This window comes from Lactobacillus sp. HMSC08B12, from assembly GCF_001808415.1.
Classification (GTDB): Bacteria; Bacillota; Bacilli; order Lactobacillales; family Lactobacillaceae; genus Lactobacillus; species Lactobacillus delbrueckii.
The window spans coordinates 1-25,318 of sequence record NZ_KV793089.1; the positions used below are offsets into that span (position 1 = coordinate 1).

The window sequence follows — 25,318 nt, forward strand, 5'->3', positions numbered from 1 at the left end:
GTATTTACACAAGAATTTATACTGAACCAAGAAAAATACGGTAAAATCACGGGCAGAATGATGATCACAGAAACAGAGATCCCCGAGGAATTAGGCATTGAGATAAATGATCCAGATGTTCATTCTTTCAAAGCCACTTTTGACTTCTATAATACCGCAATAGGCCTGGCGCTTAATGTCAAAACGAGAGAAGCAGCAACAAAATTCTGGCTGACTCCACAAGATGATAGGAATGACGTGCCAACGAACAGCTGGTTTGAATTTTTTGCCATGATTTTGATGGAAGCCTTAGATGAAGGCATGGATAGCATCCCAACTTTCTCTTTCGTCAATGATTCCAGTGACCTTACCATCAGCGGCCTGGGCCTGCTTGAGAAGAAATAACAGGAGAAGATCATGACCAAAGCAAAAGTAGCCTTTATCTGCACCCATAATTCCTGCCGGAGTCAAATCGCCGAAGCCTTGGGTAAAAAGCTGGCCGGGGATGTCTTTGAATCCTATTCAGCCGGCACGGATCTAAAAGATCAGGTTAACCCCGACGCGGTTCGGCTGATCAAAGAGCATTATGGCATCGATATGCTGGCCAACGGGCAAAAACCAAAGACCCTCGCTGACCTGCCGGCGGTTGATTACGTGATCACCATGGGCTGCGGAGTCCGCTGTCCTTATTTGCCTGCAAAAAAGCGGGTAGATTGGGGATTAGAAGATCCAACTGGACAAGATGATGAGACCTTTATGCAGGTGATTAAAGAAATCGAAGATAAGGTACTAAAGCTGAAGCAGGAGCTGAGTTAAGAGGCAGTAAGTGCACGCCGGAGTGGTACCTGCTTCAACCAGAAATGGAAGTCAGCTTTAAAGATGATGGCGACAATGTACTGGCAGACCCTGGGCTATTTGCCTAACCCGCGCATCGCGAACCTGGTTAGGGCTGCTCTAGCTAACCTTGCGCAATAGCCTTTTGCCTTTATCAAGTCCATCGATGAAAAAGGCAAGTCATCCAGCTGGGTTTGGCCATCTATCAAAAAATGACTGAACCCGTTTTAGCCGATATCCCGCACATTGAAAGCTGGCTCTTAGAAACAGACGGTGAAGATATTGTCGGAAAGAGCCGGCAAAAGCGCCTTGAAGAAGTCGAAGTAGGGCAGCTCTTGTCTCTGCAGCTAAATCCTCCTTACGAGCAGATTACGGTCTGCACCCTGGAAGGGGATGAGCTGGGAAAATTAAATCATCCGCTGCAAGGCCAGAATCTTGTTTATCGACCCGAAAAGCCAAGAAAACTGAAGACCAGACAGCCACTGAAGCAAGCAACAGCTCCAGTGGCTTTTTTCGTCTAATCCTGAAACAGACGAAGTTTTTCCACTAAAGGAGGGCTTCGCCTGTTTTTTGTTACAACTTTTTTGCAAATCGCTAAAATTCCTATTGACGATTCTTAAAGACTCCAGTATCATTTGGTGTATCACAACAGTAATACACCAATACGATTTAGGGGGTAACTATGGAAAAAGTGATGACTGTCAACAACGTTACGAAGACTTACGGTAAAAAAGGAGAGAAGCAGTTCCAGGCCTTAAGGGGCGTCTCGCTCAGCGTAGCCAAGGGCGAATTTGTCGCCATTATGGGGACTTCCGGTTCTGGTAAGACCACTCTTTTGAACATCATGTCGACCTTGGACAAGCCAAGCAGCGGCGAGGTTACGATTAACGGCAAAAACATCGCCAAGCTGAAGAAGAACCAGATGGCCGACTTCCGAGCTAAAGAAATCGGCTTTATCTTCCAGGACTTCAACCTCTTGGACAACCTGACCGCTAGGGAAAACATTGCCCTGCCACTTTCTTTGCAAGGGGTAAAAAGCTCAGAAATCGATTCTAAGGTCGATAAGATCGCCGCTAAGCTCAACATCAGCGAAGTCTTGGAAAAGTACCCAGCAGCCATTTCCGGCGGGCAGAAGCAAAGAGTTGCTGCTGCCAGAGCCTTGGTTCATGAACCGGCAATCTTGATGGCCGATGAACCAACCGGGGCCTTGGATTCTAAGTCTTCCAGGGCCTTGCTGGACACGATGGAGCTGCTTAATGAGAAAGACCAGGTTTCAATCTTGATGGTCACTCACGATCCGTTTTCTGCATCATTTGCTGACCGGATTCTCTTTATCAGGGACGGCTTGATTGATGAAGATATCAAGCGCGGGGACTTGAAGCGGCAGGACTTTTACAAGAAGCTGATCAGCGAGCTCAGCGAAAATACCGACTAGTTGAGTAAAGAAAGGGATTAACATGATTTTTAAATTGTCAATGACCGGGCTGAAAAGCCGGCTAAAAGACTACCTGGTCCTGTTTTCCGGCCTTAGCGCCGCTAGCATGATCTTCTACATGTTCTTGACTCTGGCCGCTAACCCGTCTTTCTTAAAGTCCAGTGTAGCGGGACGGCTGACCATGGGAGCAACTAAGTTTGTTTTTTCCTTCGGGATCGTCCTCTTGGCCATTTTAACCCTGGTCTACCTGGCATACGCCAACAGCTTCCTCTTGAGCATGAGAAAGCGGGACTACGGCATGTACATGATGCTGGGGGCAAAAAGCGGCAAGATCGGCCAGCTGATCTTCGCTGAAACCCTGGTAACTGGCCTTCTGGCAACCGGGATTGGGATTATCTTGGGCGTGGGTCTGACTGAACTGGTCTCATCCTTGATGGTCAAGCAGCTGGGGCTGACTCTGGCTCACTTTAACCCGCTTTACCTGCCAGCGGTTCTCTGGACCTTACTCTTCTTTGTCGCCCTGTTCTTCCTGGCTGCTTCTTGGAACGCGGTCAAGCTGACCAAGACTACTCTGATCAATCTCTTAAAAGAAGATCAGAAGCCAAGCAAGCTGAAGAGCCGGCCGGTCTTACGGACTATCCAGGCTATCGCGGGTATACTGCTTTTGGCTACGGGCTACTGGGCAATGTGGCATGTGGCTACTTTGCAGCTTAAGGCAATTCCGATCGCTTTAGTAACCATCGTTTTGGGTAGCTTTTTAATCTTTGACGCCTTTTTCGTAGCTGTCATCGACTTTTTGCGGAAGAGACACAGCTTCCTCTACAAAGGGATGCGGCCTTACACTCTGGGCCAGTTAAAGTTCCGCCTGCATGGCTATACCAGAATCCTGTCAGCCATCTCAATTATGCTGGCCCTGGCCCTTGGCGCTATTACGGTCGGCATTAACTTCAACAACTTGAAGAATGCCATGACTGACGTTATGTACTATGATATTGTCTTAGTTGGCAAGCAGAAGAAGCTGGCTGACAAGGTTAAAAAAATCGGTACAGAGGAGAAAGTTACTTACAGCTACAAGGCTGATGAGAAAAATGGCATCCTCTATGTCAAGAAAAGTGAAATTGACCAGACGCCGCTCAAGATCCAAATGTATAACGCGGCATCTTCAGACAAGAAGAAGGCGATTGACAAGGAGGGGCGGATTTACCACACGGTTAAGGTTACTTCCAAGACCTTAACTGGTAAGCAGACTTCAGCTACGGTCAGAAATTCTGCTCAAGCCGCCAGCCTCTTCCCAGAAGATTCCAGCAAGGGCTTTGTGGCCTTGTCAGATGCAGCTTTTGCCAAAAAGAAGCTGACGACTAAGGTCATCACTTTTTACAAGGTTACGGATTTTGCCAAGAACAACAAGAAATTGCTGAAGCTTACTGAGCAAGAAATGAAGCTGTTCAGCAAGGGGTCAATGGCATACGGCTACCTGGAATTCACCAAGCCGTTTCTTTACCAGCAAATCGCGGCAATGTGCTCAGGCTTTGAATTTATGGGCCTTTTCCTTGGTTTGTCCTTCTTAATGATGCTGGCTTCAACTCTGATGTTTAAGATCCTGTCGGCCGCAGCCAGTGACAAATTGCGGTACAAGATGCTCTACAAGCTTGGGGCTAGAAACAGCGTCTTGAAGGCAGCGATTAGAAAAGAAATTGCCATCTTGTTTGTGGCACCGGCGATACTTGGCAGCCTGGACGTACTCTTTGGCTTGAAGATCTTTACGATTCTTCTGCCAGACCCCTACTACAAGATTTGGATTCCATTCTTAGCATTCTTCCTCTTGTACCTGGTTTACTACCTGGTAACCATTAAGCTTTACCAGGGGATTGTTTTAGAAGAGACTAAGCAAGAAGACTAAGTTTTTATAGCAAATGAAAGGCGATCGAAACATAATACAGTTTCGGTCGCTTTTTGCATGGATTTAGAAGGTGAAGGCTTTTGGGAAAATCGGGGTTTGCCGCAAGTCGTAAACAAAGCCGTCAGTAGGGGTGATTTCAAATGGCCGGAGCAGTTCCCGGCGTTCGGAGTCGGTCTTGTTGATCTCCAGCATTTCGGGATGCTGGTCATTATTGTCCAGCATCGGTACTGCTTTGCGCATGGTAATTTCCTACTATGAGTAGTGTATTTCTAAGATTTAAACGTTTATTATAGCACCTTTCTGGGAGGAATGATGGGGGAGGGGGATGCTAGTTGCACTAACCATAATTTTAGTTATGTAAAGTACGATTGCTTTTGCTGAGTGCTTATTTTGCTTTCAGTTTCATGAAATATCGATGGTGGACCAAACAAAATGACGTTAGCCGAGGCAAAAGAAGCATATGCCAAGGGTGAAAAAATCTACTAACTTTTTTGGGCGAGATCAATAAATTCCTGTACTAATTTGGGGACTGGTTTACGACAGTAGAAGCCATAGCTAGTTGCAAAGGACCAAGAGACCGGTTTAACAATATATGGATGGCACAATTCTGAATAGGCCTCTGGAATTAGTAACAGATGCTTTGTCAGCTGTGCTTGATTAACCACTGCTTTGTTAAACACGCTATAATAGTGCAGTTTAACTGCCGGGCGAACATTTAGAAGTTTGCTTAACATCGCATCCTCAGAACCTGCAATAGATGGAGCTACGATTTCCAAATCCTGTGATGCCAAGTCTTGTAAAGATAGTTGCTTTTTCTTGGCTAAGGGATGACTTGCTGGCAAAGCTACTCGAAGAGGCGAAGGAACAATGGATATGAAAGAGAATTCGTGTTCACTCAGTGGCTCTTTTGCATAAGCCATTTCTAAAATGTCTACTTCAGCAGGTATTTGCTGATAATCATTTATCTCTCTGAAAGATATTTGTGCTTTAGGATGGTTCTTCTGAAATTGTGGAATTAGGCGACTACTTAAGGTTTGTCCATTTAAATACCCGGATGCGAAAACAATTTTTTGCTGATATTTTCCTAATTCCTTCTCCGCCTGTTGGCAATCAAAAATTATCTGTCTGCTCCATTGAATAAATTTAATTCCTGCTGGAGTAAGTGTTACACCATGGGTATTCCTAACAAAAAGCTGGACATTTAACCGTTTTTCCAAAAGATTCATTTGCTGAACGACAGCTGGTGTAGATATATATAATTTTTTTGCTGCTTTACTAAAACTTCCAGCTTCTGCAACTGCTAGAAATGTATCAAGTTCAGAATTGTACATGTTAATCTCCTTTTCATATTAAGTTTAACCTTAACACAGTATAATCTCAATAAAGAAAGCGGTATCCTTGCATCGTGTTATAATGTAAATATAGTGATTAAGGTAATTAGGCTATTTTAAGGAGACCAAAATGAACTTTGATATCGTAGTAGTAGGAGCTGGTGCTTCTGGCATCAGTGCAGCATTAACTGCATCAGAATGCGGAGCAAAAGTAGCCCTATTGGAAAAAGGCGACAAATTTGGCGGTGCAGGGATGTTTGGTGCCCAAGGACTATTTGCGGTTGAAAGCAGGGCTCAAAAAGAGGCTGGAGTGAAGTACAGCATAAAAGATGCCTATGAGGAAATCATCAATTATACTCACCATTCATCTAATGCGTTAATGGTTAAGGCCATTCTTGAAGAATCAGCAGCTACAATCGATTGGATGGCTGAATCAGGTTTGGAGACTGAATTAGTGACCAACACTCAAGAAGTCCACCAGGAGCATCCCAGAACCTATCACCAATTTATCGATAAATTTAACGGATTTAAGCGAGTAATGAACAAATTTCTAGAAAGCGGCGGAGTCCTTATGACCGAAATTTCGGCCGAAGAAATTGTTCAAGAACAGGGTAAAGTAACCGCCGTTAAAGCAAACAGAAAAGGCGAAGAAATCACCTTGGAAACTAAAGCTGTAATCTTGGCTGATGGGGGATTTGTTGGCAATAAGGACGAAATCAAGCGTACTTTAGCAATTGATCCAGATGACCTGTACTCAATGGGTGAACGGAAAGCTACCGGTGATGGCCTGCAGATGCTCAAAGAAGCTGGCGGCGTTAGCGATTACAAGAGGATTTTTGAAAACCATGCGGCAACTGTCTACTCAAAGACGGATCCAAAGTGGCACAACGCAAGTCTTTTTGACTTGACCAACATCCCACTCTTATGGGTTAACCGGGAAGGCAAGCGATTTACTAATGAAGACGTAGTATATGATTTCGCATTATGGGGTGATTCAGTTTACCAGATCGGTGGGTACTACTACTTCCTCTTTGACCAAGCAACTGTCGATTATCTCCGTCAGCAAGCTTTGGACTGGACAAGTTCATTTGAAAGAACCTTCCGCCTGCTAGATAAAAAGCCAATGACTTATCAAGTTGGTCCATATCCGCAACTAGACCAAGATTTAAATGAGGGTATCAGCCAAGGTGCTGTCTTCAGGGCAGATAGCATTCAAAAATTAGCAGAGAAGATTGCGGTTGATCCAGCAAATCTTACTGCAACAGTTAACCGATACAATGAACTGGTGGTAGAAGGTAAAGACATGGATCTTTACAAAGATGACCGCTTCATGACTTTGTCGGTCAAAGAGGGACCTTTCTATGCAGTTCGTGCTAATTCAACTACCCTGGGGACTGTCGGTGGTGCATTAGTCAATGAGCATTTTGAGGCTCTAAATGTGAAGAGACAAGTAATTGATGGTATTTATGCTGTCGGAAATGACGCATCAGGCCTTTATGACTCATCTTATCCAACAATTGAAGGCTTAAGCAACGCTTTTGCATGGAATTCAGGTCGAATTGCTGGCAGGTATGCTAGTGCTTATGCAGCAATGAATTAAATAGAACAGAAAAAGCTCTACCTAAAGTTTGGGTAGAGCTTTCGTTGTCAGTAAAATGCCATTATTCTTCTAAGCCATTACTGAATGTATCAAAAATCAATTGATCCTTGATAATCCTGCCGTCATCAGTTAAAGACCATGGGGATCCTGGTTGATTCGTCTTTTGGCTTAATCCAGATGCACTGTAATTAATGTAGTCTTCATTAACTAATCTCAACAGGTGAGAGATATCGCTATCTTTAGAAACCAAGTTGTAATCATCAAATGCTTCTTTACTAGGCTTTCCAGTATCTAATACCGTAAGTCCCTTGAATTTGCTATGTACTTCTGTAATTACTGGACCGTACTGTAAGTGCACTATTGAAGACGTAAATAATTTGGTGTGTGTTTTCACCAGATAGCGCCCATATGCGAAATACAGTAGCTTGATTAGCTTCATTTGTGTCAATGGTTCAACGTTTTCATCTAATTCTCGGCCAAAATAATTTTCAACTCTTAGCCAATTTGCCAATTGTACAGCAGTGAACTTTGGCTGGAAGCTTTGGTCAATAACAACAATATCTTTTTGCTGAAGATAAGCTTTGACCTTAGCAACAAGATCATTTGAGTAATTATTAGTGTCATCCATTATGTATTGACGCAACAATTCATCGTCATTGATCAAGTACTTTAACATTTTATTGTTTGCCGGTGTAGGAAATGCACCAGCTTCGTACAGAGCAATAGTATTTGGACTAAGTCCTGTCAATTCTGCCAAATTGCGTTGAGAAAGACCAACTTTAGCCCGATATTTTTTGAGTTCTGTTGGCGAGAGGAGACCCATGTCGTCGCGATACGCTTGTCTAGCCATTTCAGATGCACGTTCATCAAGTTCAGCATCGTAAATTGGCTGATTTGTTTCATCATCAAAGCGAGCTGGCGCTGTGATTTCGTAGTTTCGGTTTCCGATAGTGTAGACTGTCGTAAAATCTTTTACGTATGACATAGAAAACATCTCCTTTTTGTTAATTCGAATCAAGGTGAAAACTGATAAAGACTACAAGATGACCATTTTCGGCAAAAACAAACTTAATATAGTACGTTTGATCATACTCAGTTTTAAACACCCAGATAAATTGAGTATAATTATTGCGATTTCGCTCGTGTTTTACAAAGTCTTCTGACGATAATTGCTCAATAATTGTCTTTGCTAACATGCGAGAAACAGGTACTTTCATTGTATCTTGTCTTGCAACCAATTTAAATCTATCATGACTGACCAGAAATTTTAACTTTGTCAGTGCTTCAGCGACTTCCATAGGCTCCAATATCTCCTTGATTTTTATACCACTATTATACCATCTCTTCAAGGTCTCTGCTACTAATTAGTAGCGCAACTAAAAACTCATCTCCAAAAGCGGGGGAGGGAACAGGGGAGGCGGTACCTTGCTACCTCCTTTTTGCTACGGCTTCCGTACAAACCGGCGAGTTTGTGCTTACATTAAATTATTGTAAAAGGAAGTCGATATCATACATGAAGCATGTTTTTCTAATCAAGTCCAGATCAGTCCAGAAGTGATTCTCTCATCAAAAACATCGAAAGGGTGATGGAGGGGAGAGATTACGAGATCTACTTTAGTGAGTACAAGGACCATGTAAAAGAAATCGTTAAAAATTACCCTGAAAAAACACGATTCTATTCAGTTGGCGGAAACGGCTTTTTCAACCAAGTCATCCAAAATCTCGTGCACACAAACCATGGAGTTGTTTGCCTGCCATTTGGGACAGGCAATGACTTTTCCCGCGCGATTCACCGTCAGATGAGTCCTGAAGCCATCCTCAAAGCGACTTTAGACCAGCCAGCGATTCCAATTGACACAATTTTAGTCAATGATGAACGCTACTGCGTCAACGTTGGCTGCTTTGCTTTGGACTTGACGCCTTGATTGCCTGACGTTAAAACGCTTAAAAGCGCGGCATATGTAGCTTCAATTCTGCGCAATATCAGCCGCTATAAGTTTGCCAAAGTAAAGGTCATAGGCCACAAAATGGCCTGCTTTTTAACGACCAGGTCATGCTCTGTGCCTTCTGCAATGGACGTTTTTACGGCGGGGGCTTCCAAATTTCACCCAAATCAAAGATCAACGACGGTCTGCTTGACATGGTAATCTTGCCAAAAGTGAACCGCTTATTCGCGCCATATTATATCTATAAAATTCTGCGAAAGGACCTGATTAGCTGCAAGGATGTAGTACGGACAGATTTTTTGTAGCTTGATAAAACAGAAATCAAAAGCAGAAAAGAAAAATAAAAAATGCTCAAAAACTCAGTAAAATTGCTATAAAGCAAATCCTTGAGCCAAAAGGGCATTCCGAACTTCTGTCATTAAAATTATAGTTTTAAACTAACACACGTAAGAAATCAGTGGTAAAACTTTGAGCTTCAAGCAAGGGTAGCTTAGTACTTTTCCTGCACATTAGGCCATTCTTCAGCAAGCACCGCGTACTCATTACTATCATGATAGCCGTCTCTAAGGATCAACCGGCCCTTATGGCAGCCTTCAAACCGCATCCCTAGCCGTTTAGCCACATTATTGCTTGGCAGATTGTCTACAGCGCACTGCAGCATAATTCTGTGTAGGCCATATTCCTCAAAGGCGATATCGATGATAGCCCGGGTAGCCAGCGTCATGATTCCGCGTCCGCGGAATTCTTTGCCTAAAAAGTAGCCGATATCTGCCTCAGAATACACAGCATCAATTGAATTCAAGCTGACTTTACCAGCTAAACGGCCATGATACCAAATGTGCAGGTCTAAGGCTTTGCCTTCAGCAAACCTGACTAAACCACGCCTAATAGCGTCAGTCTCAGCTTGCACGTCATGAACGTGGTCAACCCAAGGCAAGTAGTAGGATAAATTGTCCCGGTTTCTGTCAATTAAGTCATACAGAGCTTCACCGTCAGTCAATCTTGGCACGGCTAACTCTAATTCATCGTTGATCTTGTAGCTAAACATAAACTCATCTCCAATCCAAAAGCAATTGCGAAAAAGATTATCTGAATTATATCAGAGCGCAGTATTAAATACTACCGGGCAAAATGATCATCTGGGGCTAAGCAGCGTCCTCTCTCGCGATTTTTGCTACTAAACTTTACATAATATGTATTATTCGAACTATTAGCTAAAAACGAAATCGTATCCCCTCCAAACAAAAAAGCACTGCATTTGCAGTGCTCAAGTTTAAGATGTTTGCGGTTCAGTTGTTTGGTTCTGCGTGTTTGGATCACTAGTGACTTCGCCCTTAGGCGTTTCAACGTTGCTTGCCTTAACGTACAAGCCAACGCCGATTGCCCAGTACTTGCTGCCATTGATCTTTTTCTTGCCGCCATAGACAGTTACCGGGCCATTCTTCAGCAAGACACCGGAACTCTTCATCCGCTTGCCACTGCTGGAATAAATGTAGCTGTTATGGTTCAACCGGCAATCCAAGCCAACCACGTTCATATATGCCACGTACTTGTTTTGGCCGATCATGATATATGGCTTGTCACCAACATAATTAATCATGCTGTAGCAGCCAACGGCTTTACCGGCCAGGATCTTCTTGTCCTTGGTCCGTTTGCCTTTTTCGTCATACACGTAAGTGTTGACCATGGCATTCTTGTAAAACGGTTTGTCAGCATCTGAAGCTGCCGTAGTCTTTGCCTTTGGCGCCAAAATAATGGCAAAAGCCAGTACAAATATTAACTTAACGAGCCAAACCCGTTTTAACTTCACTCTTGTTCACGCAAACCTTTCTTACTTACTCTTAGTCAGCAATTTCAACAGTCGTGATTACCACGTCTTCAAGTGGCTTGTCGTTGCCGTCCTTGGCTACCTTGGCAATTTCGTCAACGACATCCATGCCTTCAGTTACATGGCCAAAAACAGTGTGTCTGTGGTCAAGCCATGGCGTACCACCTTGCTTGTAAGCCTTGACAACTTCTTCTGGGTATTGGGCATCGCGCAATTGTTGAATGAAGCGCTTTGGCATATTCTTGTTTTGCACGATGAAGAATTGTGAACCGTTGGTGTTTGGACCAGCATTAGCCATTGACAAAGCCCCGCGCAGGTTGAAGAGTTCGTTTGAGAATTCGTCTTCAAAGTTGTGGCCCCAGATACTTTGACCGCCGGCACCAGTACCTTCCGGGTCCCCGCCTTGGATCATGAAGTCGCTGATCACCCGGTGGAAAGTTACGCCGTCGTAGTAGCCCTTTTGTGCCAGGCGGACGAAGTTTTCAACAGTCATTGGTGCTTCTTCTGGGAAAAGCTGAATGACGATGTCGCCGTGGTTGGTCTTGATAGTTGCCTTTGGGCCCTTGGCTTGGTCAAGGTTAAGTTGTGGGTATTCAGACATTATTTATATGCTCCTTGTCATACTAATTCTTTAGATTCTTTCTAAATTATATCATTCGGCATAAAAAAAGACAGCAAACTGAAAAAAGACAGCAAACTGCTGTCTTAGGAAAAATATTAGAGCTGAGCAACGTATTCACCAAGCCGCTTGACTACTTCTGCCAGCTTGTCATCGGCTGCCGCGTAAGAAAAGCGGACATAGCCAGCAGATCCTTTACCAAACACGCTACCTGGAATCAGACCAACTCTGGCTTTCTTAGCCACATCTTTGGCGAAAGCAAAGTCATCACTGCCGAACTTCTTCGGAATCTTGGCAAAAATGTAAAATGCCCCTTGCGGCACGGCCATTTCAAAGCCCAGCTTGGTCAGATTATCAACCATGAAGTCCCGCCGGCGCTGGTAGGCTGCCTTAAATTCTTTTGGATCGTCAAGCCCCTTGGTCAAAGCCTCAATTGCCTCGTCTTGGGCGATATTGTCCACGCAGGTCACCATGAAGCTGTGGGCCTTGGCCACATTTGGCAGTAAACTTGCCGGAGCCGCGATATATCCAAGCCGGTAGCCGGTCATGGCATGTGACTTAGATAAGCCGCTGATCAAGATTACCTGTCCTGGCAGTAAAGTAGCCAAAGAGAAATGTTCTTGGTCGTAAGTCAGTTCGCTGTAGATTTCATCACAGATTGCCAGCAAATGGTGCTTCTTGATCACTTCCGCTAAAGCAGTTAACTCAGCTTTGGAATAAGTCCGCCCTGTTGGGTTGCATGGATAGTTGAGCATGATTGCCTTAACCTGGTCGCCGGCCGCCTCAATCTCCGCTTCCAGCCGCTCTGGCGTTAAGTTAAAGCCAGTATCTGAGGTGTCGATCATCACCACTTCCCCGCCTGCCATTTCAATGTTGGTGAAATAAAGGGAAAAGACTGGTGTTGGCACTAAAACCTTATCACCTGGATTTAAAAGTCCCAGTAAAGTTGCCGTAATTGCTTCAGTTGCCCCGTCAGTGACAATAACTTCAGTTTCCGGGTCATAGTCAACCTGTCTGCTTGCCGCAAGATACTTGCTGATAGCTTCACGCAGGGCCAGCTTCCCTTTTGATGGCCCGTAGTGGGAGTCGTCTGCTTCAATTCCCCGAATAGCGGCCCTTTTAACATGATCTGGCACCGCGAAGTCTGGTTCCCCCAAGGTGAGCTTGATGATTCCCGGAATCTGGGAGATTTCTTCGTCAAAAGCCCGGATGGCTGAAGGCGCGATTTTAGCAAGATTTCTGTTGCCTAAATCCCGCAAGTTAGGATCTGTTTCTGGCATGATGATCGTCTTTCTATAAAAAACAAAGAATACTGTCTACAAAACGTTTTCCAGGCCGACATAGAGCTGGTCTAAGTCAGCTGCCTTTTCCAAGGCAACCTTGACCCCGCTCATGAAGGATGACCGGTCAAAGGAGTCCTGCCGGATGGTCAAGGCTTCCCCCTTGCCGCCAAAAAGCACCTGTTCATGAGCGACGTAGCCTGGCAAGCGAACCGCGTGCAGCTTGATGCCTTGGTAATCGCCGCCTCTTGCCCCTGGCAGGCTTTCTATCGTGTCTGCTGCAGTTCGGTGAGGCTCGCGGACTTCAGCGATCAGCTTGGCTGTGGCCAAGGCCGTGCCTGATGGAGCATCCTTCTTGTCTTCGTGGTGCATTTCGATGATTTCCACGTCTGGGAAGTACTTAGCTGCTTCTTGGGCAAACTTCATCAATAAAACAGCTGACATGCCAAAGTTAGGAGCAATCAAGCCGCCAATTCCCTTCTCCTTGGCCAATTGCTTCAACTCAGCTTCCTGCTGGTCAGTCAAGCCAGTCGTCCCTACGATTGGCCGGTAGCCGTTTTCCAAGGCATAGCGGACGTTTTGGTAGACAGAGGCTGGTACAGTAAAGTCAACCCAGATATCTGCTGCGTCGGCTGGAATTTCATCCAGGCTGGTGTACAACTTAGCGCTTGCTGGCAGGCCATAGTCTGCTGGATCGCTGCTCTTTAAACGGTGGGCCAGGCCGGCCGTTATTTCAAAGTCTGGCAGGCTTGCTACTAATTTAACGACTTGCTGGCCCATTGAGCCGGCAAAACCGGCCAATAAAATTCTTGGCATCTTAATCTCCTTCTAACATATCACGCGTCAGCTGACTAGCTAATGCATCCTTCGGCAGCTTCAAAGCAGTGGCGAGTTCTTCCTTTTCTTCATCGTTCAAAGCTACAAGCGGCAACCGTAAGCCGCCTACTTGGTAACCCATGGCAGCTAAAGCCGCCTTAACTGGTGATGGTGACGGGAACATGAACAGGGCTTTCATCCGCGGGGTCAGCCAGCGCTGCAGGCTGCCGGCCAAGGCAAAGTTGCCCGCGTAAAGTTCATCGTACATTTCCCGCATTCTTGGGGTGTACAGGTGACTGGCAACTGAGATGACCCCGTCAGCGCCCAAAATTCTGGCCGTCAGCGCCTGGGCATCTTCGCCGGTAAAGACGGCAAAGTCTACTGGCCGGCCGGATACGATCTCTTCGATTTCTTCCAGGCTGGCGCACTGCTTGATACCGGCAATATTGGGGTGCTGGGCCAGCTGTAAAATAGTTGACACTTCCATTTTAACCCCAGTCCGGCCCGGAATGTTGTAGATGACTACTGGAATGTGAACCTGGTCAGCAACTGCCGTAAAGTGAGCGATCATTGACCGCTGGTTTGGCTTGTTGTATGGCGGAACGACAACCAAAGCATAGTCGATGCCCGGAATCTGGGCAACTTCTTCAGTAAAAGCAATGGTTTCTGCTGTGTTGTTACTGCCCGTGCCGGCAATAACCGGTACACGCCCATTTACAATCTGACCAAAGCGGGTGTACAAGGCGATCTTTTCGTCATGGGTCAAAGTTGGCGTCTCACCAGTTGTCCCGCCAATCACAAAGCCGTTGCAGCCCTGGTCAATCAAGTTGTTGGTTAATTCAGTCAAGCTGGCAAAGTCGATCTGTCCGTCTTCCGTAAAAGGCGTAATGATTGCTGTCAGTAAGTCCGCGTTTTGTAAGTTTTGGTTCATTGTATTTGCCTCTATTGTTTCCTTAGCCTTCTGTCATCCGGTATTCCAAAAAGCCGGTAATTGCCGCAATGCCGCGGCTGATTGAACTTTCCTGGGGGATTAATGTTGCTGAGTGCAGGGGTGAATCGTCCTCAATACCCAGCCAGAACATGGTTCCCGGGATCTGAGCCAGGAGGTAGCCGAAGTCTTCTCCGGTCATCGCCGGGGCCGTTTCGACATATTCAACCCCGTCAGCCTGCTTCATGTATTTAATGAAGTTTTCAGTTAATTCCGGGTTATTTTCAACTGGCCAGTAGCCGCCTTGGTTGAGTTCCAGCTTGACTTTGACGCCGAAGCTCAGCTCAATTCCCTGGCAGACTTCGGCCAGCCTTTTGTCGATCAATTCGATCATGCTTTGGGTAAGTCCCCGGATCGTGCCTTCAATTCTGGCTGAATCAGCGATTACGTTTCTGATCTTGCCGGCAGTCAACTTGCCCAAGGTGATAACCCCGCTTTGAACCGGATCAATATTTCTGGAAATGATGGTCTGGACCTGCATAATCAAGGCTGCTGCCGCGACAACCGCGTCATTTGACAATTGCGGGAAGGCAGCGTGCCCGCCCTTGCCTTGAATATCAATGTTGACTTCAGTCGTTCCGGCAAACAAGGTGCCGTTCCGGCAGCCAATCGCCCCAGCCGGCAGACTTGGGTTATCATGCAGGCCGTAGAATTCATCAACATGCCACTTACCGGTGAAAAGTCCCAGCTGGTAGGCCTTCATGCCGCCGCTCTCGCTTTCTTCAGCCGGCTGGAAGAAGAACAGGAGGTTGTCAGTTGGCTGGTGCTCGCTAAAGTAGCTGAGAACACCCAAAGCAACAGTCATATGGATGTCGTGCCCGCAGGCATGCATCACGCCTTGGTGCTTGGAAGCATATGGCAGGCCGGTTGCTTCAGTTACCGGCAAAGCATCAATATCCGCCCGGTAGCCGATGGTCCGTTTAGCCTTTGACCCCTTGACCAGAACCAGGAGCGCGGTTGGCAATTCTGCTGGCTCCCTGATTTCCAGGTAGTCTTGCTTCATCTGCTTGATCACATCCAAGAGATAAGCATGGGTTTGATATTCTTTTAAAGCCAATTCCGGGATCTGGTGGAGTTGGCGCCGGATTTGAAGCAACTCGGCTTCGGTCAATACTGCCATTGAAAAACTTCCTTAATGTGGACTAACTTATGTCTGTTTTGTTTACTTTAACTTGACTCTTTACAGCTTACGCAGGTCTTCTTCCAGGCCGGTCTTGCTTTCTGTCTTGGCGTCGACTTCCTTGATTACCTTGGCTGGAACGCCGGCAACCACCGTGTGCGGAGCCACATCCTTGGTCACAACCGCACCCGCTGCTACAACTGCACCTTGACCGACGTGGACGCCTTCCAGGACAACCGCGTTGGCACCGATCAGAACGTCATCGTCAACGCGGACCGGCAAGGCAGAAGCTGGTTCAACCACCCCGGCTAAGACCGTACCGGCACCGATGTGGCAGTTCTTGCCGACGATCGCCCGGCCGCCTAAGATCGCGCCCATGTCGATCATTGAGCCGGCACCGATTTCCGCGCCAATGTTAATTACCGCCCCCATCATGATAACCGCGTTATCACCGATCAAGACCTGGTCACGGATAATAGCGCCTGGTTCGATCCGGGCATTGATTTCCTTAAGGTCCAGCAAAGGAACAGCTGAATTGCGGGCCGTGTTTTCCACGCGGACAGATTCAAAGTCAGCTTCGTGTTCTGCTAAAAACGGCTTGAGATCTTGCCAGTCGCCGAAGACTACGCCGGCTTGACCGCTGACAAAAGGATCCGTGCCATCTGGGAAAGTGACTTGATCAAGGCCGGCGCCTCGCAAGTAAACCTTAACCGGGGTCTTCTTTGGTGCTGAACCAATGTAGTTGATAATGCTTTGCGCGTCTAATTCTGCCATAATATCTTTCTCTTTCTAATCTGCATCTGTTTCTGTTACTTCGAAGAGGCAAAGAAAAAGCTCCAGATTGCCTTAACAATCTGGAGCCCGAAAAATTCAAAATCAAATTCTCTCGTCAAATTGCAAGCGCAACGCAGGTACCTTCCCTGCGACAGTCCATGGCCTCTTAAGCCATAGCCCAGCCAATCCGCCTTGCCAAAACGGACGCTTCGGCAACCTCCCCTTTCTTGCAAGTTCTCCGCCTGGCTGGCTCCCTTGCCTTACTCTTGTCGGTTGCGCCTCTTCAATTTGTAGTCAGTTTATAATATTGGCCTCATCTTGTCAACACCTTTTCAGCTTTTTATTTGCATTTTTTTATTTCAAGCTTCCTCAAGCACTGGTATCACAATGTTTAGAAGGCGATTATCATGATTTTTCAGAATCTTTCTTTGCATTTTCCAGAGAAAAATGGTAAAGTCCATTCTGATTAAACTTAAATTATGATTAAAGACAAACACGAAAGAGAGTAGCCCATGAAAGTTGTTAAGTTTGGTGGCAGTTCCCTGGCTAGCGGCCCTGCTGTAGAAAATGCTTTGAAGATTATTACCGCTGAAGCTGAAAGACAAGTTGTCGTTACGTCTGCCCCAGGCAAACGCTTTGACGATGACATCAAGGTCACTGACCTTTTGATCAAGTACGCCCATGAAATCAACCATGGCAGAAACGGGCTTGAAGTTGCTGACCGGATCTTCCAGCGCTACGTTGAAATCGGCGAGTACTTTAACTTGCCGCTCGAAGAAATCTTGCCCTTGAAAGAAATCCTGCTGAATTTGCCAAAGGAGCACTATCCAAACAAGAACTATCTGCAGGCGACCTTTAAGGCCCACGGCGAGCGGCTTAACGCCAAGCTGATTGCGAAGATTCTGCAAAGCCAAGGGGTAAAGGCCCGCTATGTTGATCCTAAAGATGCCGGGATCATCGTTACCGGTAGTCCAAACAATGCCTCTGTCAACCCGGAAAGCTACCAGCTCCTAGAAAACTTTGCCTATGACGCTGACGAAAAGCTGATTTTCCCAGGCTTTTACGGCTATACTCTGGCTGGCCATATTGCTACCTTCTCAAGAGGTGGTTCAGACATTACCGGGGCGATTTTGGCCAGAGGTTTCCACGCTGACTTATATGAAAACTTTACTGATGTCGATGCTATTTTCTCCGCTAACCCGAAGGTTGTTGACCAGCCACAGCCGATCCACACGATGACCTACCGGGAAATGCGGGAATTGTCTTATGCTGGTTTCTCTGTCTTCCACGATGAAGCCTTGATCCCAGCCATTCAAGGGCAGATTCCAATCAATGTGAAGAATACCCAGCACCCGGAAAAGCGCGGGACCATGATCGTACCGGAAAAAGGCTTCAAGCCTGAAACCGTCATTACCGGGATCGCCAGCGGCAAGCACTTTGGTGCCCTCTACCTGCACAAGTACCTGCTCAACAAGGAAGTTGGCTTTACCCTCCGCATCCTGCAAATCTTAAACAAGTACAAACTGTCCTATGAACACATGCCAACCGGGATTGACGACTTGACTTTGATCTTTGACCGGGACACGTTAAACGATGAATTGATCGACCAGATCTGCAATGAAATTCAAAATGAAGTCAGTCCTGACCACTTGGAATGGATCAGCGATTACGCGATTATCATGCTGGTCGGTGAAGGGATGAGGGACCGGATCGGGGTCATCCGGGATATTGCCACCCCTGTAGCCAGAGAGGGTATTTCTCTCCGGATGGTCAACCAAGGGGCTTCCGAAATTTCTATCATGCTGGGCACGGCAGCTAAAGATGCCGACCGGGCGGTAGCCGCGATTTACGACTACTTTTTCAAGCAAGAAGCACAAGGAGAATAAGATGACTAAATTATTGAAAGTCCACGGCTCACAGAATTCCTTCTTCATTCTGGACCAAACTGAACTGGAAAATCCGCTGACTGATAATGAACTGCGGCAATTGACCCAGACACTTACTGATCACAAGACTGGCCTGCTTGGCGGAGCTGACGGCATCCTGTCAGTTGAGGAATCAAGCCACCCAGGCGTTTTAGGCAAGATGCGGGTTATCAACGCTGACGGCAGTGAAGCCTCAATGTGCGGCAATGGTCTTAGAACAGTTGCCCGCTACTTGCACGAAAAGACCGGAGAAAGCCAGTTTAAGGTGGAAACCATGTACGCTGACCTGGCCGTCCGGCAAGCTGATGACTTTGCAGAAGGAGTGCCGGCTTTCGGGGTAGAAATCTCCCCTATCCGCTTCAATAAAGAATCTTTGCCTTTTGACAATTTGGGACATAACCGCCTGCTGGACACTCTGGTACCAGAACTGGTCCCAGGCTGGCGTTTTAGTGCTCTGGCCGTGCCTAATCCCCACCTCATCGCCTTTATCAAAGAAGAAGACCTGGAAAGTCCGGTCTTAGGAGAGCTTGGTGCCTACTTGAATGGCGAAAATCCATACTTCTCAGACGGGGTCAACATCAACTACACCGTTATCCGCGGCGATAGCCAGCTTTTTGTCAGAACCTACGAACGGGGCGTTGGCTTTACTAACGCCTGCGGGACAGGGATGTCAGCCAGCTCATTGGCCTTTGCCTTGACTCACCCGGACCTGGGCCACTTTGAAAAAGAGATCTCTGTCTACAATCCTGGCGGTATGGTCAAGACCGTCTTGCACCAAAAGGATCACGGCTACTGGATCGAACTGATCGGCAACGCGACTGAAACCCATACTACTGAAATTCCAGAAGACCAGCTGCACAGCGGCCAGGTTAAGCTGGAGGCGGTGAAGACCAAAGAAACTGGTGAACAAGCTGCATACCTGGCTTTCGTTAACCAGCTGATCAAGTAGCATCCCTCCAATTAAATACTCTATACCAATTACTAAGCATCCCCAATCAAGCATTCACCGCTTGGCCAGGGATGCTTTTTTCTGCATCCCCCTCTAAAAGCAGGCGGAGATACTTCTTGGTAAACTTGTTGGTCGTCAGCTGCAGGCGGGTTTTCAGGTATTCTCTTGCCAAGTCATGCTGGTCGATAAAGGCTTGATAGCCCTGGTCAACGCAAACCAGGGCGGGATGCTGCAGAAGTTCTTGGCTTAATTTAACAACGTTAAAAGCAGAAAGATCAGTCTTATCTGCAGACTCATTAAGTTCCTTCAGCAAGGCAAGATCTGACCCTTCAGCTGCTTCCGCATTCAGAAATTCCTCAGTCAAATCAGTTGGCACCAATTCATGGTAATAGACATGATAGTCAGAATAAAAGCGTTCCTCAGCCGCGATCAGTCCGTCTTTTTGCATCGCCTCAATTACCTGCAGAATCTCCTGGTTTGGCAGAAAGCGAAAATGTCTGTCATAGTCGCTGTGGTTGATGGCGTCATAACCCGGATAAGACAATCCCCGCAGAATCTTCAGACAGTTATTTGGCGTAATCCGCGTCTCATTTCTCAAAGCAAGCTGGGCAATTGCCCGGGCTAACAGGTCCCCCCGCAGGCTGGAAGCAGCAACCTTTTCTTTGATCTTTTTCTTGTAATTCGCCTCTTTCTTCTTTGAATTTGCCAAAAACTTGTCATACTCTTCGTCCATCGCCTCTTGCTCTTTTAAGGCAAAAGCATGCTCGTGATCCTTTCTCCCCGTCAAAGTCACTTCCAGTTTGGACTGGTTCTTGAAATGCCAATTGACCGACAGGTCAGCATGATTTTCCTTGATATGGTAAAGCAGCTTTTGCCAGGACCGGCAATTAGCCAAACTTGTCTTAAAGTGCTGAAGCTGCTGGCGCTTGTTGCTTGGTAAGAGAAGTTTCTTTTTATCAGCTGTCAGTTCCAGGTAAGCCTGCTTGTCTCCTGGAAACAGGTAGTCGCTGGCCAGATCCCAATCTTCTTTAGGCAAATGATTCTTCAGCTTGCCAGGCTCCAGGTAGATCCGCTCCTTCTCTCCGTTATCATGGAAAGACTCTTCCTCAAGCTTGGCTTTCAGCCACTCCTTAGTCAGCAATTGGTAAGCCAGGCAAACCTTTAAGCTGCTCGGCCGGAGATACTGCTTAGCCAGGGGCTGGGCCAGCACATCCATGTAATATGGCCGGTCAAAGTAACTCTCATAATTCTCAAAGAAGTCGCTGATCAGCTGGTCAGTTTCTTTTTCTGTTAAGACTTTGCTTTCTTCTTTCATCTTCATCCTCAATTCTGTAATTCGCACAAATATTTGATCAAAGAGGCCGTATTGGTAACCTCAGCCAGTTCACTGACATATGGGGTATATCTGCCGATGACTGAGTCTCCGGTATTCCATTTGCTTTTAGCTTCAGGATTAAGCCAGTAGCATTTCTTCACCCGTCGGCACAAATCCTTGAAGATCTTTTCCTCGCTTGGCAAGTAGTTGTTTCTGGCATCTCCCATCCAGAGCATAATGGTCCTCTTGTTCAGCTGTCCCTGCTTAGCCTTGTATTCTCTTAATGGCTTACTATAGTCTGAATAGACGCCAATGGTTGGCACCTTCCGCAATACTTCTGTAAGTTCGCCATAGGACATCCCCGCCTTTAAGTTGCAAATTCCTCATGGTTTCTGGCGCGGTCGTGATTTCGTCATTAGCCACATAGCCAGCTTTCTCTAAGCCCTCCCGGATCTGCTGAATTGAATACGTCATCTCATTCTCCTTTCTGTCTTCACATTCATCACTCGACCAAATGTTCGAAGCTCAGTTTTGATTAAAGCAGATTTTTCCTAAAGGAAAAAGCCGCTGGTCACCCTTGACAAAGCCCGGTCTGACGGGCTTTTTACAGGCAAAAAGATCTGTAAAAGCCGCTAAAATTCAATCCGTGGGCAAAGAAAAAAAGCAAAGGATAAACCTTTGCTCGAATTCAATTTTTTCAAATTTCAACTTGCTGTCAACTTCTAGCGGAAGAGAACGTCCAATTTGTTGGCTAAAGTCGGGAAGGCGAAGCCCAAATTATTCATGGCAAATTCTGCCGGGTCCTTCCTCCCGATCAGCGGGGCGAAGAGATTGATGTCCTCCCCGGCATTGATGCTGATTTCTGAAGCACCAACCACTTCACCGACCTGATTGAAGATGACCTTTAATTCCGCTTCCTCGTCACCTTCGCCCATGGAGGCAAAAGTCGAGCCCAGCTTCATTCTTCTAACCGTGTCGCCAGCTGACATTTCACTTTCCCGCTTGCCTACCTGGGCGATTTGCGGATAGGTAAAAGTGCTGGTAGCCACAGCCGGGTACTTAACGCCTTCTTTAAGTCCATTTTCGACAAAATCATAAATGTGGTAAGAATCAACCCAGGCAACCGGCGTCAGATTCAGCTGGCCGTTGTCAGCGACATCCCCGGCGGCAAAAATACTCGGGACATTAGTCTGCAAGTGCTCATTAACCGCCACGCCCTTGACCGGATCAAACTTGATCCCTAATTTTTCCAAGCCCAGGCCGTTTACATTAGGCCGCCGGCCAGAGGCGTCGATTACCAGATCAGTTTCAAACTTTTGCCCATTTTCCGCAGTTACTTCATAAGCAGCAGAATTTTTGGCGATTGCCTTAACTGGAGTGTTCAGATGAATCACAATGCCGCGCTCTTCCATTATTTCCGTCAATTTCTCGACATATTCCTGGTCAAAAGGCCTCAGCAACTTCTCAGAGTGCTGCAAGACCGTGACTTCACTCCCAGCAGCCTGCAAGATTGTAGCCAGTTCTAGTGCAACATAGCCGCCCCCAATGACGACCGCTTTTTTCGGCAATTCATCCAAGTCAAAAAACTCATCATTGCTAATGGCATACTCACTGCCCGGCACTTCCAAGTGGTGCGGCAGAAGACCTGTCGCGATGATGATATTTATGCCTTCATATTCCTCTCCAGCTGCCGCAACTGTATGCGGACCAGTGATCACCCCGCTGCCAAAGACAGTATCCACCTGGTCATTTTCGATGCTGGACCGCTCTTCTGCGCGAAATTCTGCCCAGATCTCCTTCTTGCGCTTGATCAAAGTCTTCCAGTCCAGCTGGGCGGCTGCTTTTACTCCCTTGCCGGTCAGATAATATGTGTTCAAGACCGGACGGACGGCGCCTTCAAGAAAAATCTTTGGCTGGCAGCCGGTATTCGGGCAGGTTCCGCCCCACAAGTTGTTTTCAATGACCAGGGCAGTCCGGTCAGTTCTTGCTAATTTGAAGAGCAGGTGGTTAGCCGCCGGGCCGCTGCCGATGATAATGTAGTCGTATTTTTTCATTGCATTAGCTCACATTTCTATAGATTGAATCTAAAAGATATACAAACAATACTACTTATTTTTTACAAGTTCAACTTTCCTGTTTATACGAAAAAAGACTGGAATTTCTTCCAATCTTGCCTAATTGTTACTTTTTCAGTTGCTTGATCCGGTTGTTCATCTTCCGGGCCAGCTTCTTTTCCTGCTGGTAAAAAATCAGCCAGACGATAAAGGCAACGGCGATTTCACCGGCAATAGTCAAGAAGGCCGGCCAAAAGCCGGCTTTAACCGGGATCCAGCCAGTCCAAAAGCTGACCAGGGTCATGACCAGACAGCCGGTTCCCATGTGGATTAAGACCTGGTAGGCTGGTGCCAGCTTGTCATTTTGATAAACGATGCTGGGCAGGCCAAAACCGAGGCCGACCAAGATGATGCCGGCCAGCATCTGAGTATATTCAGCAACCGTCATGGTCAAGCTGCCGGCTCCTTTTGCTAAAAGCAACAAGCTGACCAGGCAGGACGAGACGGCGGCGATGCCAATTCCGATTAGGGAACTGACCAGGATATTTTTCTTGGCAGACATTTTACTCCCCTCCTAAAGCCCCAAATACTGCTTAAAAGCGGTCAGGTATTTGCGGGAAATGTAATCAGACAGGCCATGCTCTAAGCGCAGAAACATGGTCCCGTTAAAAGATGCTTCAACGCTTTCCAGGCAGGTCAAGTTGACGACAGCTTGCTTGGAAATCTGCATGAAGTCCTGGCCCAGCTGCTGGTAGACCTCATACAGGCGCTTTCTGGAAAAATACTTGCCTTTTCCGGTGTAGATGACCGTATCGCCGCCTTCGATCCGGACAAGGATGACGTCACTAGGCTTGATGATGACCAGACGGTCTTCCTGCTGGGCGATTAACGGGCCAGAGCTGGCGTTGCTTTCCAGGAAAGCAACTGCCCGCTCAACCTCTTCAGTCATTTTATCAGTATAGATCACTGCCAGGGGCAAGTCCTGGTCTTTATTCAGCTCAACTTTAACCTTCATGCTGGCCACCTTCTTTCTCTTTGGCTCTTTTACAATATTATCGTATCGTTTTTTGCCGGTCTTGTCCCAGCTTTTCCGGTAAGATGCAAAAATTGCCCCCTAAGATGCAAATAGAGCCTCCAGAAAAATTCTGGAAGCTCTATTTTATTTCCGTAAAAGCGACATTAAGTCCTCATAGCCGATTACTGCTGTCGCTTTTTCAGCAGCTTTTTTACACTTGCCGGTGACATGATCCAGCTCGCCCTTCAGCAAGTAGTCAGTCACGCCGGACACCGAGCCGGTCACCTTGCCGCCGTGGCTTTGAATCAAACTGGTCAGATCATATCTGGTTGCCTGGCGGAACTGGCCGGTAATCACAAAACGCTGGCCAGCCAGGCGGGAGTCAACCTGCTTGGGGGTAAAATCAATTATTTCCGTGGCTTTAGCTAAATCGCCGTCGCGGAGCTTCTGGTAAACGATATTGTTGGTAATACAGTCGCTAATGGCAATGTGGGAGTTGATATTGATCCCATAATAATCCTTCAGAGTCGACAGTCTGACGTTAGGGATAGGAGCTGCAAAAAGACCCCTCTTTTTGTAACTATTGGCCAAAAGCAAGGTATCCAGTTTCGGATTAGCCACCGGATAGCCGTTATCGGCCAAAACATTGCAGTCAAAACTAAGTATATTGTGGCCAACCAAGGTATCGTCGCCGACAAAGTCCAAGAAGTCTGGCATAACTTCATCAATCAAGGGAGCGGCATCAGTTTGGTAATTGCTGATGCCGGTCAGATGAGAGACGTAATCATTAATTTTCTCCAAGGGGTTAACATAAGTTGAGAACTTCGCTACGGTTTGGTCGTCTCTGACCTTTAATGCCCCAATTTGGATGATCTTTTTCCCAGTTGTTTCCAAGTCAAAAACCGTGTAGTCATGCAGTTTAGGATCCATCTTGCTACTTCTTTCTCTCAGTAAAAGCCCGGCTTTCGTCCAGCATGGCCAGAACTTCTTCATCTGGCAGATCATTATTGAGCAGAACTGACAGCCAGTTTTGCTTATTCATGTGATAAGCCGGGAAAAAATCCGCCTTTTTCAGCAAAGCAGGCAATTTTTCCTCAGCCAGCTTCAAATTAAGTACCGCGGCTTCCTGCTGGTCTTTCTCATTGCCTGTCAGCTTGCCTAGAGGCACAGCCATCAGCAAGCCATACCATTTCCGGTTCTGGGGATTACGGAAGACAGCGTAGTCCGGGAATTTCTTAAAAGGAAAATCCGGCTCATCACCGTAGCGGGCCTTAATTTCATCCTTGATCCGGTCTGCCTGGGCTTTGACGAAGCATTTACCGGCAATATCCTGCAAAATCGTCCTGTATTCCGCCTTGACTACAGCGCTGAAGCTGCCCGTGTTACTTCCAACGCGGAGTAAAAGATATTCCTCCCCGGTATCAAGATCATAGACGTTACCGCTGACCTTACCAGCTGAAGAAATTCTAATATTTGCGAGGAAATTAGCACTTTTCAAGGGAACTTCAAGATAATAGTCATCACCATTCTTCTTGAAGCCATAGGCGGCCAGTTTATTAAACCTGCACTGTCTTTTAGCAAAAATCTCTTCTTCTACGTCCATTTTTCAC

General features: G+C 46.7%; 28 protein-coding genes, 1 pseudogene and 1 riboswitch. Of the genes and pseudogenes, 10 read left to right on the forward strand and 19 right to left on the reverse strand.

Translation table 11 applies throughout. The features are described from left to right. Positions 1 to 18: 18 nt before the first annotated feature. The 5 genes from HMPREF3168_RS00015 (at position 19) to HMPREF3168_RS00035 (ending at position 4,148) form a co-directional block, all read left to right on the forward strand. On the forward strand, positions 19 to 384 hold the full coding sequence (locus tag HMPREF3168_RS00015) for a hypothetical protein (protein WP_083289566.1): 366 nt from the start codon (positions 19 to 21) through the stop codon (positions 382 to 384). 12 nt (positions 385 to 396) lie between these two features. Continuing rightward, the gene (locus tag HMPREF3168_RS00020; protein ID WP_003614256.1) at positions 397 to 795 is read left to right on the forward strand and encodes an arsenate reductase ArsC; all 399 of its coding nucleotides are present in this window, start codon (positions 397 to 399) and stop codon (positions 793 to 795) included. Between the two features lie 230 nt (positions 796 to 1,025). Beyond that, entirely contained in the window at positions 1,026 to 1,334 is a 309-nt protein-coding gene (locus tag HMPREF3168_RS00025) for a hypothetical protein (protein WP_231521131.1), read from the forward strand. Positions 1,335 to 1,495: 161 nt separating this feature from the next. After that, complete coding sequence (locus tag HMPREF3168_RS00030; protein ID WP_070487837.1) at positions 1,496 to 2,248, forward strand: ABC transporter ATP-binding protein; 753 nt, start codon at positions 1,496 to 1,498, stop codon at positions 2,246 to 2,248. A gap of 22 nt (positions 2,249 to 2,270) precedes the next feature. Then, positions 2,271 to 4,148, forward strand: coding sequence for an FtsX-like permease family protein (locus HMPREF3168_RS00035; RefSeq protein WP_070487839.1), 1,878 nt, complete (start codon positions 2,271 to 2,273; stop codon positions 4,146 to 4,148). 63 nt (positions 4,149 to 4,211) lie between these two features. On the opposite strand, the gene HMPREF3168_RS10225 is transcribed toward HMPREF3168_RS00035, so the two are convergent. Both HMPREF3168_RS10225 and HMPREF3168_RS00040 read right to left on the reverse strand, forming a co-directional pair. After that, a complete protein-coding gene (locus tag HMPREF3168_RS10225; protein ID WP_003614301.1) occupies positions 4,212 to 4,388 on the reverse strand; it encodes a hypothetical protein in 177 nt (58 codons plus the stop codon). Between the two features lie 242 nt (positions 4,389 to 4,630). Further along, complete coding sequence (locus HMPREF3168_RS00040) at positions 4,631 to 5,479, reverse strand: LysR family transcriptional regulator (protein ID WP_070487842.1); 849 nt, start codon at positions 5,477 to 5,479, stop codon at positions 4,631 to 4,633. A 130-nt stretch (positions 5,480 to 5,609) separates the two neighbouring features. Here HMPREF3168_RS00040 and HMPREF3168_RS09635 point away from each other — a divergent pair, with 130 nt between their 5' ends. Continuing rightward, positions 5,610 to 7,079, forward strand: a complete 1,470-nt coding sequence (locus HMPREF3168_RS09635; protein ID WP_083289563.1) for an FAD-dependent oxidoreductase — start codon at positions 5,610 to 5,612, stop codon at positions 7,077 to 7,079. Positions 7,080 to 7,140: 61 nt separating this feature from the next. Here HMPREF3168_RS09635 and HMPREF3168_RS00050 read toward each other — a convergent pair whose 3' ends face one another. Further along, complete coding sequence (locus tag HMPREF3168_RS00050; RefSeq protein ID WP_070487844.1) at positions 7,141 to 8,064, reverse strand: type II toxin-antitoxin system antitoxin SocA domain-containing protein; 924 nt, start codon at positions 8,062 to 8,064, stop codon at positions 7,141 to 7,143. Positions 8,065 to 8,083: 19 nt separating this feature from the next. Then, positions 8,084 to 8,377 carry a type II toxin-antitoxin system MqsR family toxin gene (locus tag HMPREF3168_RS00055; protein ID WP_050952493.1) on the reverse strand — a complete coding sequence of 98 codons (294 nt, stop codon included), beginning with the start codon at positions 8,375 to 8,377 and terminating at the stop codon, positions 8,084 to 8,086. A 264-nt stretch (positions 8,378 to 8,641) separates the two neighbouring features. Between HMPREF3168_RS00055 and HMPREF3168_RS10535 the strand changes: the two are divergent. Continuing rightward, positions 8,642 to 9,004: pseudogene (locus HMPREF3168_RS10535) on the forward strand (diacylglycerol kinase family protein); the annotation flags it as partial. 128 nt (positions 9,005 to 9,132) lie between these two features. Further along, complete coding sequence (locus tag HMPREF3168_RS10540; protein WP_246825655.1) at positions 9,133 to 9,330, forward strand: diacylglycerol/lipid kinase family protein; 198 nt, start codon at positions 9,133 to 9,135, stop codon at positions 9,328 to 9,330. A gap of 185 nt (positions 9,331 to 9,515) precedes the next feature. Here the strand turns inward: HMPREF3168_RS10540 and HMPREF3168_RS00065 are convergent, their stop codons facing one another. The 8 genes from HMPREF3168_RS00065 to dapD form a co-directional block, all read right to left on the reverse strand. Continuing rightward, complete coding sequence (locus tag HMPREF3168_RS00065) at positions 9,516 to 10,073, reverse strand: GNAT family N-acetyltransferase (RefSeq protein WP_070487846.1); 558 nt, start codon at positions 10,071 to 10,073, stop codon at positions 9,516 to 9,518. Positions 10,074 to 10,298: 225 nt separating this feature from the next. After that, positions 10,299 to 10,835, reverse strand: a complete 537-nt coding sequence (locus tag HMPREF3168_RS00070; RefSeq protein WP_070487848.1) for an SLAP domain-containing protein — start codon at positions 10,833 to 10,835, stop codon at positions 10,299 to 10,301. A 31-nt stretch (positions 10,836 to 10,866) separates the two neighbouring features. Then, the gene (locus HMPREF3168_RS00075; RefSeq protein ID WP_003614261.1) at positions 10,867 to 11,454 is read right to left on the reverse strand and encodes a peptidylprolyl isomerase; all 588 of its coding nucleotides are present in this window, start codon (positions 11,452 to 11,454) and stop codon (positions 10,867 to 10,869) included. Between the two features lie 116 nt (positions 11,455 to 11,570). After that, positions 11,571 to 12,752 (reverse strand): aminotransferase class I/II-fold pyridoxal phosphate-dependent enzyme, encoded by a 1,182-nt coding sequence (locus HMPREF3168_RS00080; protein ID WP_070487850.1) that lies wholly within the window; start codon positions 12,750 to 12,752, stop codon positions 11,571 to 11,573. 36 nt (positions 12,753 to 12,788) lie between these two features. Further along, positions 12,789 to 13,568, reverse strand: coding sequence for a 4-hydroxy-tetrahydrodipicolinate reductase (gene dapB, locus HMPREF3168_RS00085; protein WP_070487853.1), 780 nt, complete (start codon positions 13,566 to 13,568; stop codon positions 12,789 to 12,791). A 1-nt stretch (position 13,569) separates the two neighbouring features. Next, positions 13,570 to 14,499: a 4-hydroxy-tetrahydrodipicolinate synthase gene (dapA, locus tag HMPREF3168_RS00090; RefSeq protein WP_050952456.1), complete on the reverse strand. Its 930-nt coding sequence runs from the start codon at positions 14,497 to 14,499 to the stop codon at positions 13,570 to 13,572. 22 nt (positions 14,500 to 14,521) lie between these two features. Next, on the reverse strand, positions 14,522 to 15,676 hold the full coding sequence (locus tag HMPREF3168_RS00095; protein WP_002880321.1) for an N-acetyldiaminopimelate deacetylase: 1,155 nt from the start codon (positions 15,674 to 15,676) through the stop codon (positions 14,522 to 14,524). A gap of 60 nt (positions 15,677 to 15,736) precedes the next feature. Further along, positions 15,737 to 16,450 carry a 2,3,4,5-tetrahydropyridine-2,6-dicarboxylate N-acetyltransferase gene (gene dapD / locus HMPREF3168_RS00100; protein WP_070487855.1) on the reverse strand — a complete coding sequence of 238 codons (714 nt, stop codon included), beginning with the start codon at positions 16,448 to 16,450 and terminating at the stop codon, positions 15,737 to 15,739. Positions 16,451 to 16,565: 115 nt separating this feature from the next. Beyond that, a riboswitch (Lysine riboswitch) is annotated at positions 16,566 to 16,742 on the reverse strand. A gap of 220 nt (positions 16,743 to 16,962) precedes the next feature. Here dapD and HMPREF3168_RS00105 point away from each other — a divergent pair. Next, entirely contained in the window at positions 16,963 to 18,336 is a 1,374-nt protein-coding gene (locus tag HMPREF3168_RS00105) for an aspartate kinase (protein WP_070487857.1), read from the forward strand. Between the two features lies 1 nt (position 18,337). Beyond that, positions 18,338 to 19,324, forward strand: coding sequence for a diaminopimelate epimerase (gene dapF / locus HMPREF3168_RS00110; protein ID WP_013439609.1), 987 nt, complete (start codon positions 18,338 to 18,340; stop codon positions 19,322 to 19,324). 46 nt (positions 19,325 to 19,370) lie between these two features. On the opposite strand, the gene HMPREF3168_RS00115 is transcribed toward dapF, so the two are convergent. From HMPREF3168_RS00115 to HMPREF3168_RS00145, 7 genes are all read right to left on the reverse strand, one after another. After that, a complete protein-coding gene (locus tag HMPREF3168_RS00115; protein ID WP_070487901.1) occupies positions 19,371 to 20,639 on the reverse strand; it encodes a hypothetical protein in 1,269 nt (422 codons plus the stop codon). A gap of 8 nt (positions 20,640 to 20,647) precedes the next feature. Further along, positions 20,648 to 20,998, reverse strand: a complete 351-nt coding sequence (locus tag HMPREF3168_RS00120) for a VWA domain containing CoxE-like protein (RefSeq protein ID WP_016396592.1) — start codon at positions 20,996 to 20,998, stop codon at positions 20,648 to 20,650. Between the two features lie 363 nt (positions 20,999 to 21,361). Then, positions 21,362 to 22,693, reverse strand: a complete 1,332-nt coding sequence (locus HMPREF3168_RS00125) for a dihydrolipoyl dehydrogenase family protein (protein ID WP_070487859.1) — start codon at positions 22,691 to 22,693, stop codon at positions 21,362 to 21,364. A 127-nt stretch (positions 22,694 to 22,820) separates the two neighbouring features. Next, the gene (locus HMPREF3168_RS00130) at positions 22,821 to 23,255 is read right to left on the reverse strand and encodes a DUF3021 domain-containing protein (RefSeq protein ID WP_003614247.1); all 435 of its coding nucleotides are present in this window, start codon (positions 23,253 to 23,255) and stop codon (positions 22,821 to 22,823) included. Positions 23,256 to 23,267: 12 nt separating this feature from the next. Then, positions 23,268 to 23,708, reverse strand: coding sequence for a LytTR family DNA-binding domain-containing protein (locus HMPREF3168_RS00135; RefSeq protein ID WP_035184500.1), 441 nt, complete (start codon positions 23,706 to 23,708; stop codon positions 23,268 to 23,270). Between the two features lie 144 nt (positions 23,709 to 23,852). Next, positions 23,853 to 24,638 (reverse strand): exonuclease domain-containing protein, encoded by a 786-nt coding sequence (locus HMPREF3168_RS00140; RefSeq protein WP_070487861.1) that lies wholly within the window; start codon positions 24,636 to 24,638, stop codon positions 23,853 to 23,855. 4 nt (positions 24,639 to 24,642) lie between these two features. After that, on the reverse strand, positions 24,643 to 25,311 hold the full coding sequence (locus HMPREF3168_RS00145; protein WP_070487863.1) for an MmcQ/YjbR family DNA-binding protein: 669 nt from the start codon (positions 25,309 to 25,311) through the stop codon (positions 24,643 to 24,645). Between the last annotated feature and the right edge of the window lie 7 nt (positions 25,312 to 25,318).

What these genes read in the sequence shown, in the direction of transcription:
- HMPREF3168_RS00040 (WP_070487842.1), bottom strand. Translation starts at nt 5,479, where the DNA reads ATGTACAATTCTGAACTTGATACATTTCTAGCAGTTGCAGAAGCTGGA.
- HMPREF3168_RS10225 (WP_003614301.1), bottom strand. Translation starts at nt 4,388, where the DNA reads ATGCGCAAAGCAGTACCGATGCTGGACAATAATGACCAGCATCCCGAA.
- HMPREF3168_RS00145 (WP_070487863.1), bottom strand. Translation starts at nt 25,311, where the DNA reads ATGGACGTAGAAGAAGAGATTTTTGCTAAAAGACAGTGCAGGTTTAAT.
- HMPREF3168_RS00055 (WP_050952493.1), bottom strand. Translation starts at nt 8,377, where the DNA reads ATGGAAGTCGCTGAAGCACTGACAAAGTTAAAATTTCTGGTCAGTCAT.
- dapD (WP_070487855.1), bottom strand. Translation starts at nt 16,450, where the DNA reads ATGGCAGAATTAGACGCGCAAAGCATTATCAACTACATTGGTTCAGCA.
- HMPREF3168_RS00105 (WP_070487857.1), top strand. Translation starts at nt 16,963, where the DNA reads ATGAAAGTTGTTAAGTTTGGTGGCAGTTCCCTGGCTAGCGGCCCTGCT.
- HMPREF3168_RS00095 (WP_002880321.1), bottom strand. Translation starts at nt 15,676, where the DNA reads ATGGCAGTATTGACCGAAGCCGAGTTGCTTCAAATCCGGCGCCAACTC.
- HMPREF3168_RS09635 (WP_083289563.1), top strand. Translation starts at nt 5,610, where the DNA reads ATGAACTTTGATATCGTAGTAGTAGGAGCTGGTGCTTCTGGCATCAGT.
- HMPREF3168_RS00020 (WP_003614256.1), top strand. Translation starts at nt 397, where the DNA reads ATGACCAAAGCAAAAGTAGCCTTTATCTGCACCCATAATTCCTGCCGG.
- dapF (WP_013439609.1), top strand. Translation starts at nt 18,338, where the DNA reads ATGACTAAATTATTGAAAGTCCACGGCTCACAGAATTCCTTCTTCATT.
- HMPREF3168_RS00125 (WP_070487859.1), bottom strand. Translation starts at nt 22,693, where the DNA reads ATGAAAAAATACGACTACATTATCATCGGCAGCGGCCCGGCGGCTAAC.
- HMPREF3168_RS00030 (WP_070487837.1), top strand. Translation starts at nt 1,496, where the DNA reads ATGGAAAAAGTGATGACTGTCAACAACGTTACGAAGACTTACGGTAAA.
- HMPREF3168_RS00050 (WP_070487844.1), bottom strand. Translation starts at nt 8,064, where the DNA reads ATGTCATACGTAAAAGATTTTACGACAGTCTACACTATCGGAAACCGA.
- HMPREF3168_RS00065 (WP_070487846.1), bottom strand. Translation starts at nt 10,073, where the DNA reads ATGTTTAGCTACAAGATCAACGATGAATTAGAGTTAGCCGTGCCAAGA.
- HMPREF3168_RS00035 (WP_070487839.1), top strand. Translation starts at nt 2,271, where the DNA reads ATGATTTTTAAATTGTCAATGACCGGGCTGAAAAGCCGGCTAAAAGAC.
- HMPREF3168_RS00080 (WP_070487850.1), bottom strand. Translation starts at nt 12,752, where the DNA reads ATGCCAGAAACAGATCCTAACTTGCGGGATTTAGGCAACAGAAATCTT.
- HMPREF3168_RS00120 (WP_016396592.1), bottom strand. Translation starts at nt 20,998, where the DNA reads ATGTCCTATGGCGAACTTACAGAAGTATTGCGGAAGGTGCCAACCATT.
- dapA (WP_050952456.1), bottom strand. Translation starts at nt 14,499, where the DNA reads ATGAACCAAAACTTACAAAACGCGGACTTACTGACAGCAATCATTACG.
- HMPREF3168_RS00115 (WP_070487901.1), bottom strand. Translation starts at nt 20,639, where the DNA reads ATGAAAGAAGAAAGCAAAGTCTTAACAGAAAAAGAAACTGACCAGCTG.
- HMPREF3168_RS00140 (WP_070487861.1), bottom strand. Translation starts at nt 24,638, where the DNA reads ATGGATCCTAAACTGCATGACTACACGGTTTTTGACTTGGAAACAACT.
- HMPREF3168_RS00075 (WP_003614261.1), bottom strand. Translation starts at nt 11,454, where the DNA reads ATGTCTGAATACCCACAACTTAACCTTGACCAAGCCAAGGGCCCAAAG.
- dapB (WP_070487853.1), bottom strand. Translation starts at nt 13,568, where the DNA reads ATGCCAAGAATTTTATTGGCCGGTTTTGCCGGCTCAATGGGCCAGCAA.
- HMPREF3168_RS00025 (WP_231521131.1), top strand. Translation starts at nt 1,026, where the DNA reads ATGACTGAACCCGTTTTAGCCGATATCCCGCACATTGAAAGCTGGCTC.
- HMPREF3168_RS00130 (WP_003614247.1), bottom strand. Translation starts at nt 23,255, where the DNA reads ATGTCTGCCAAGAAAAATATCCTGGTCAGTTCCCTAATCGGAATTGGC.
- HMPREF3168_RS00135 (WP_035184500.1), bottom strand. Translation starts at nt 23,708, where the DNA reads ATGAAGGTTAAAGTTGAGCTGAATAAAGACCAGGACTTGCCCCTGGCA.
- HMPREF3168_RS10540 (WP_246825655.1), top strand. Translation starts at nt 9,133, where the DNA reads ATGCTCTGTGCCTTCTGCAATGGACGTTTTTACGGCGGGGGCTTCCAA.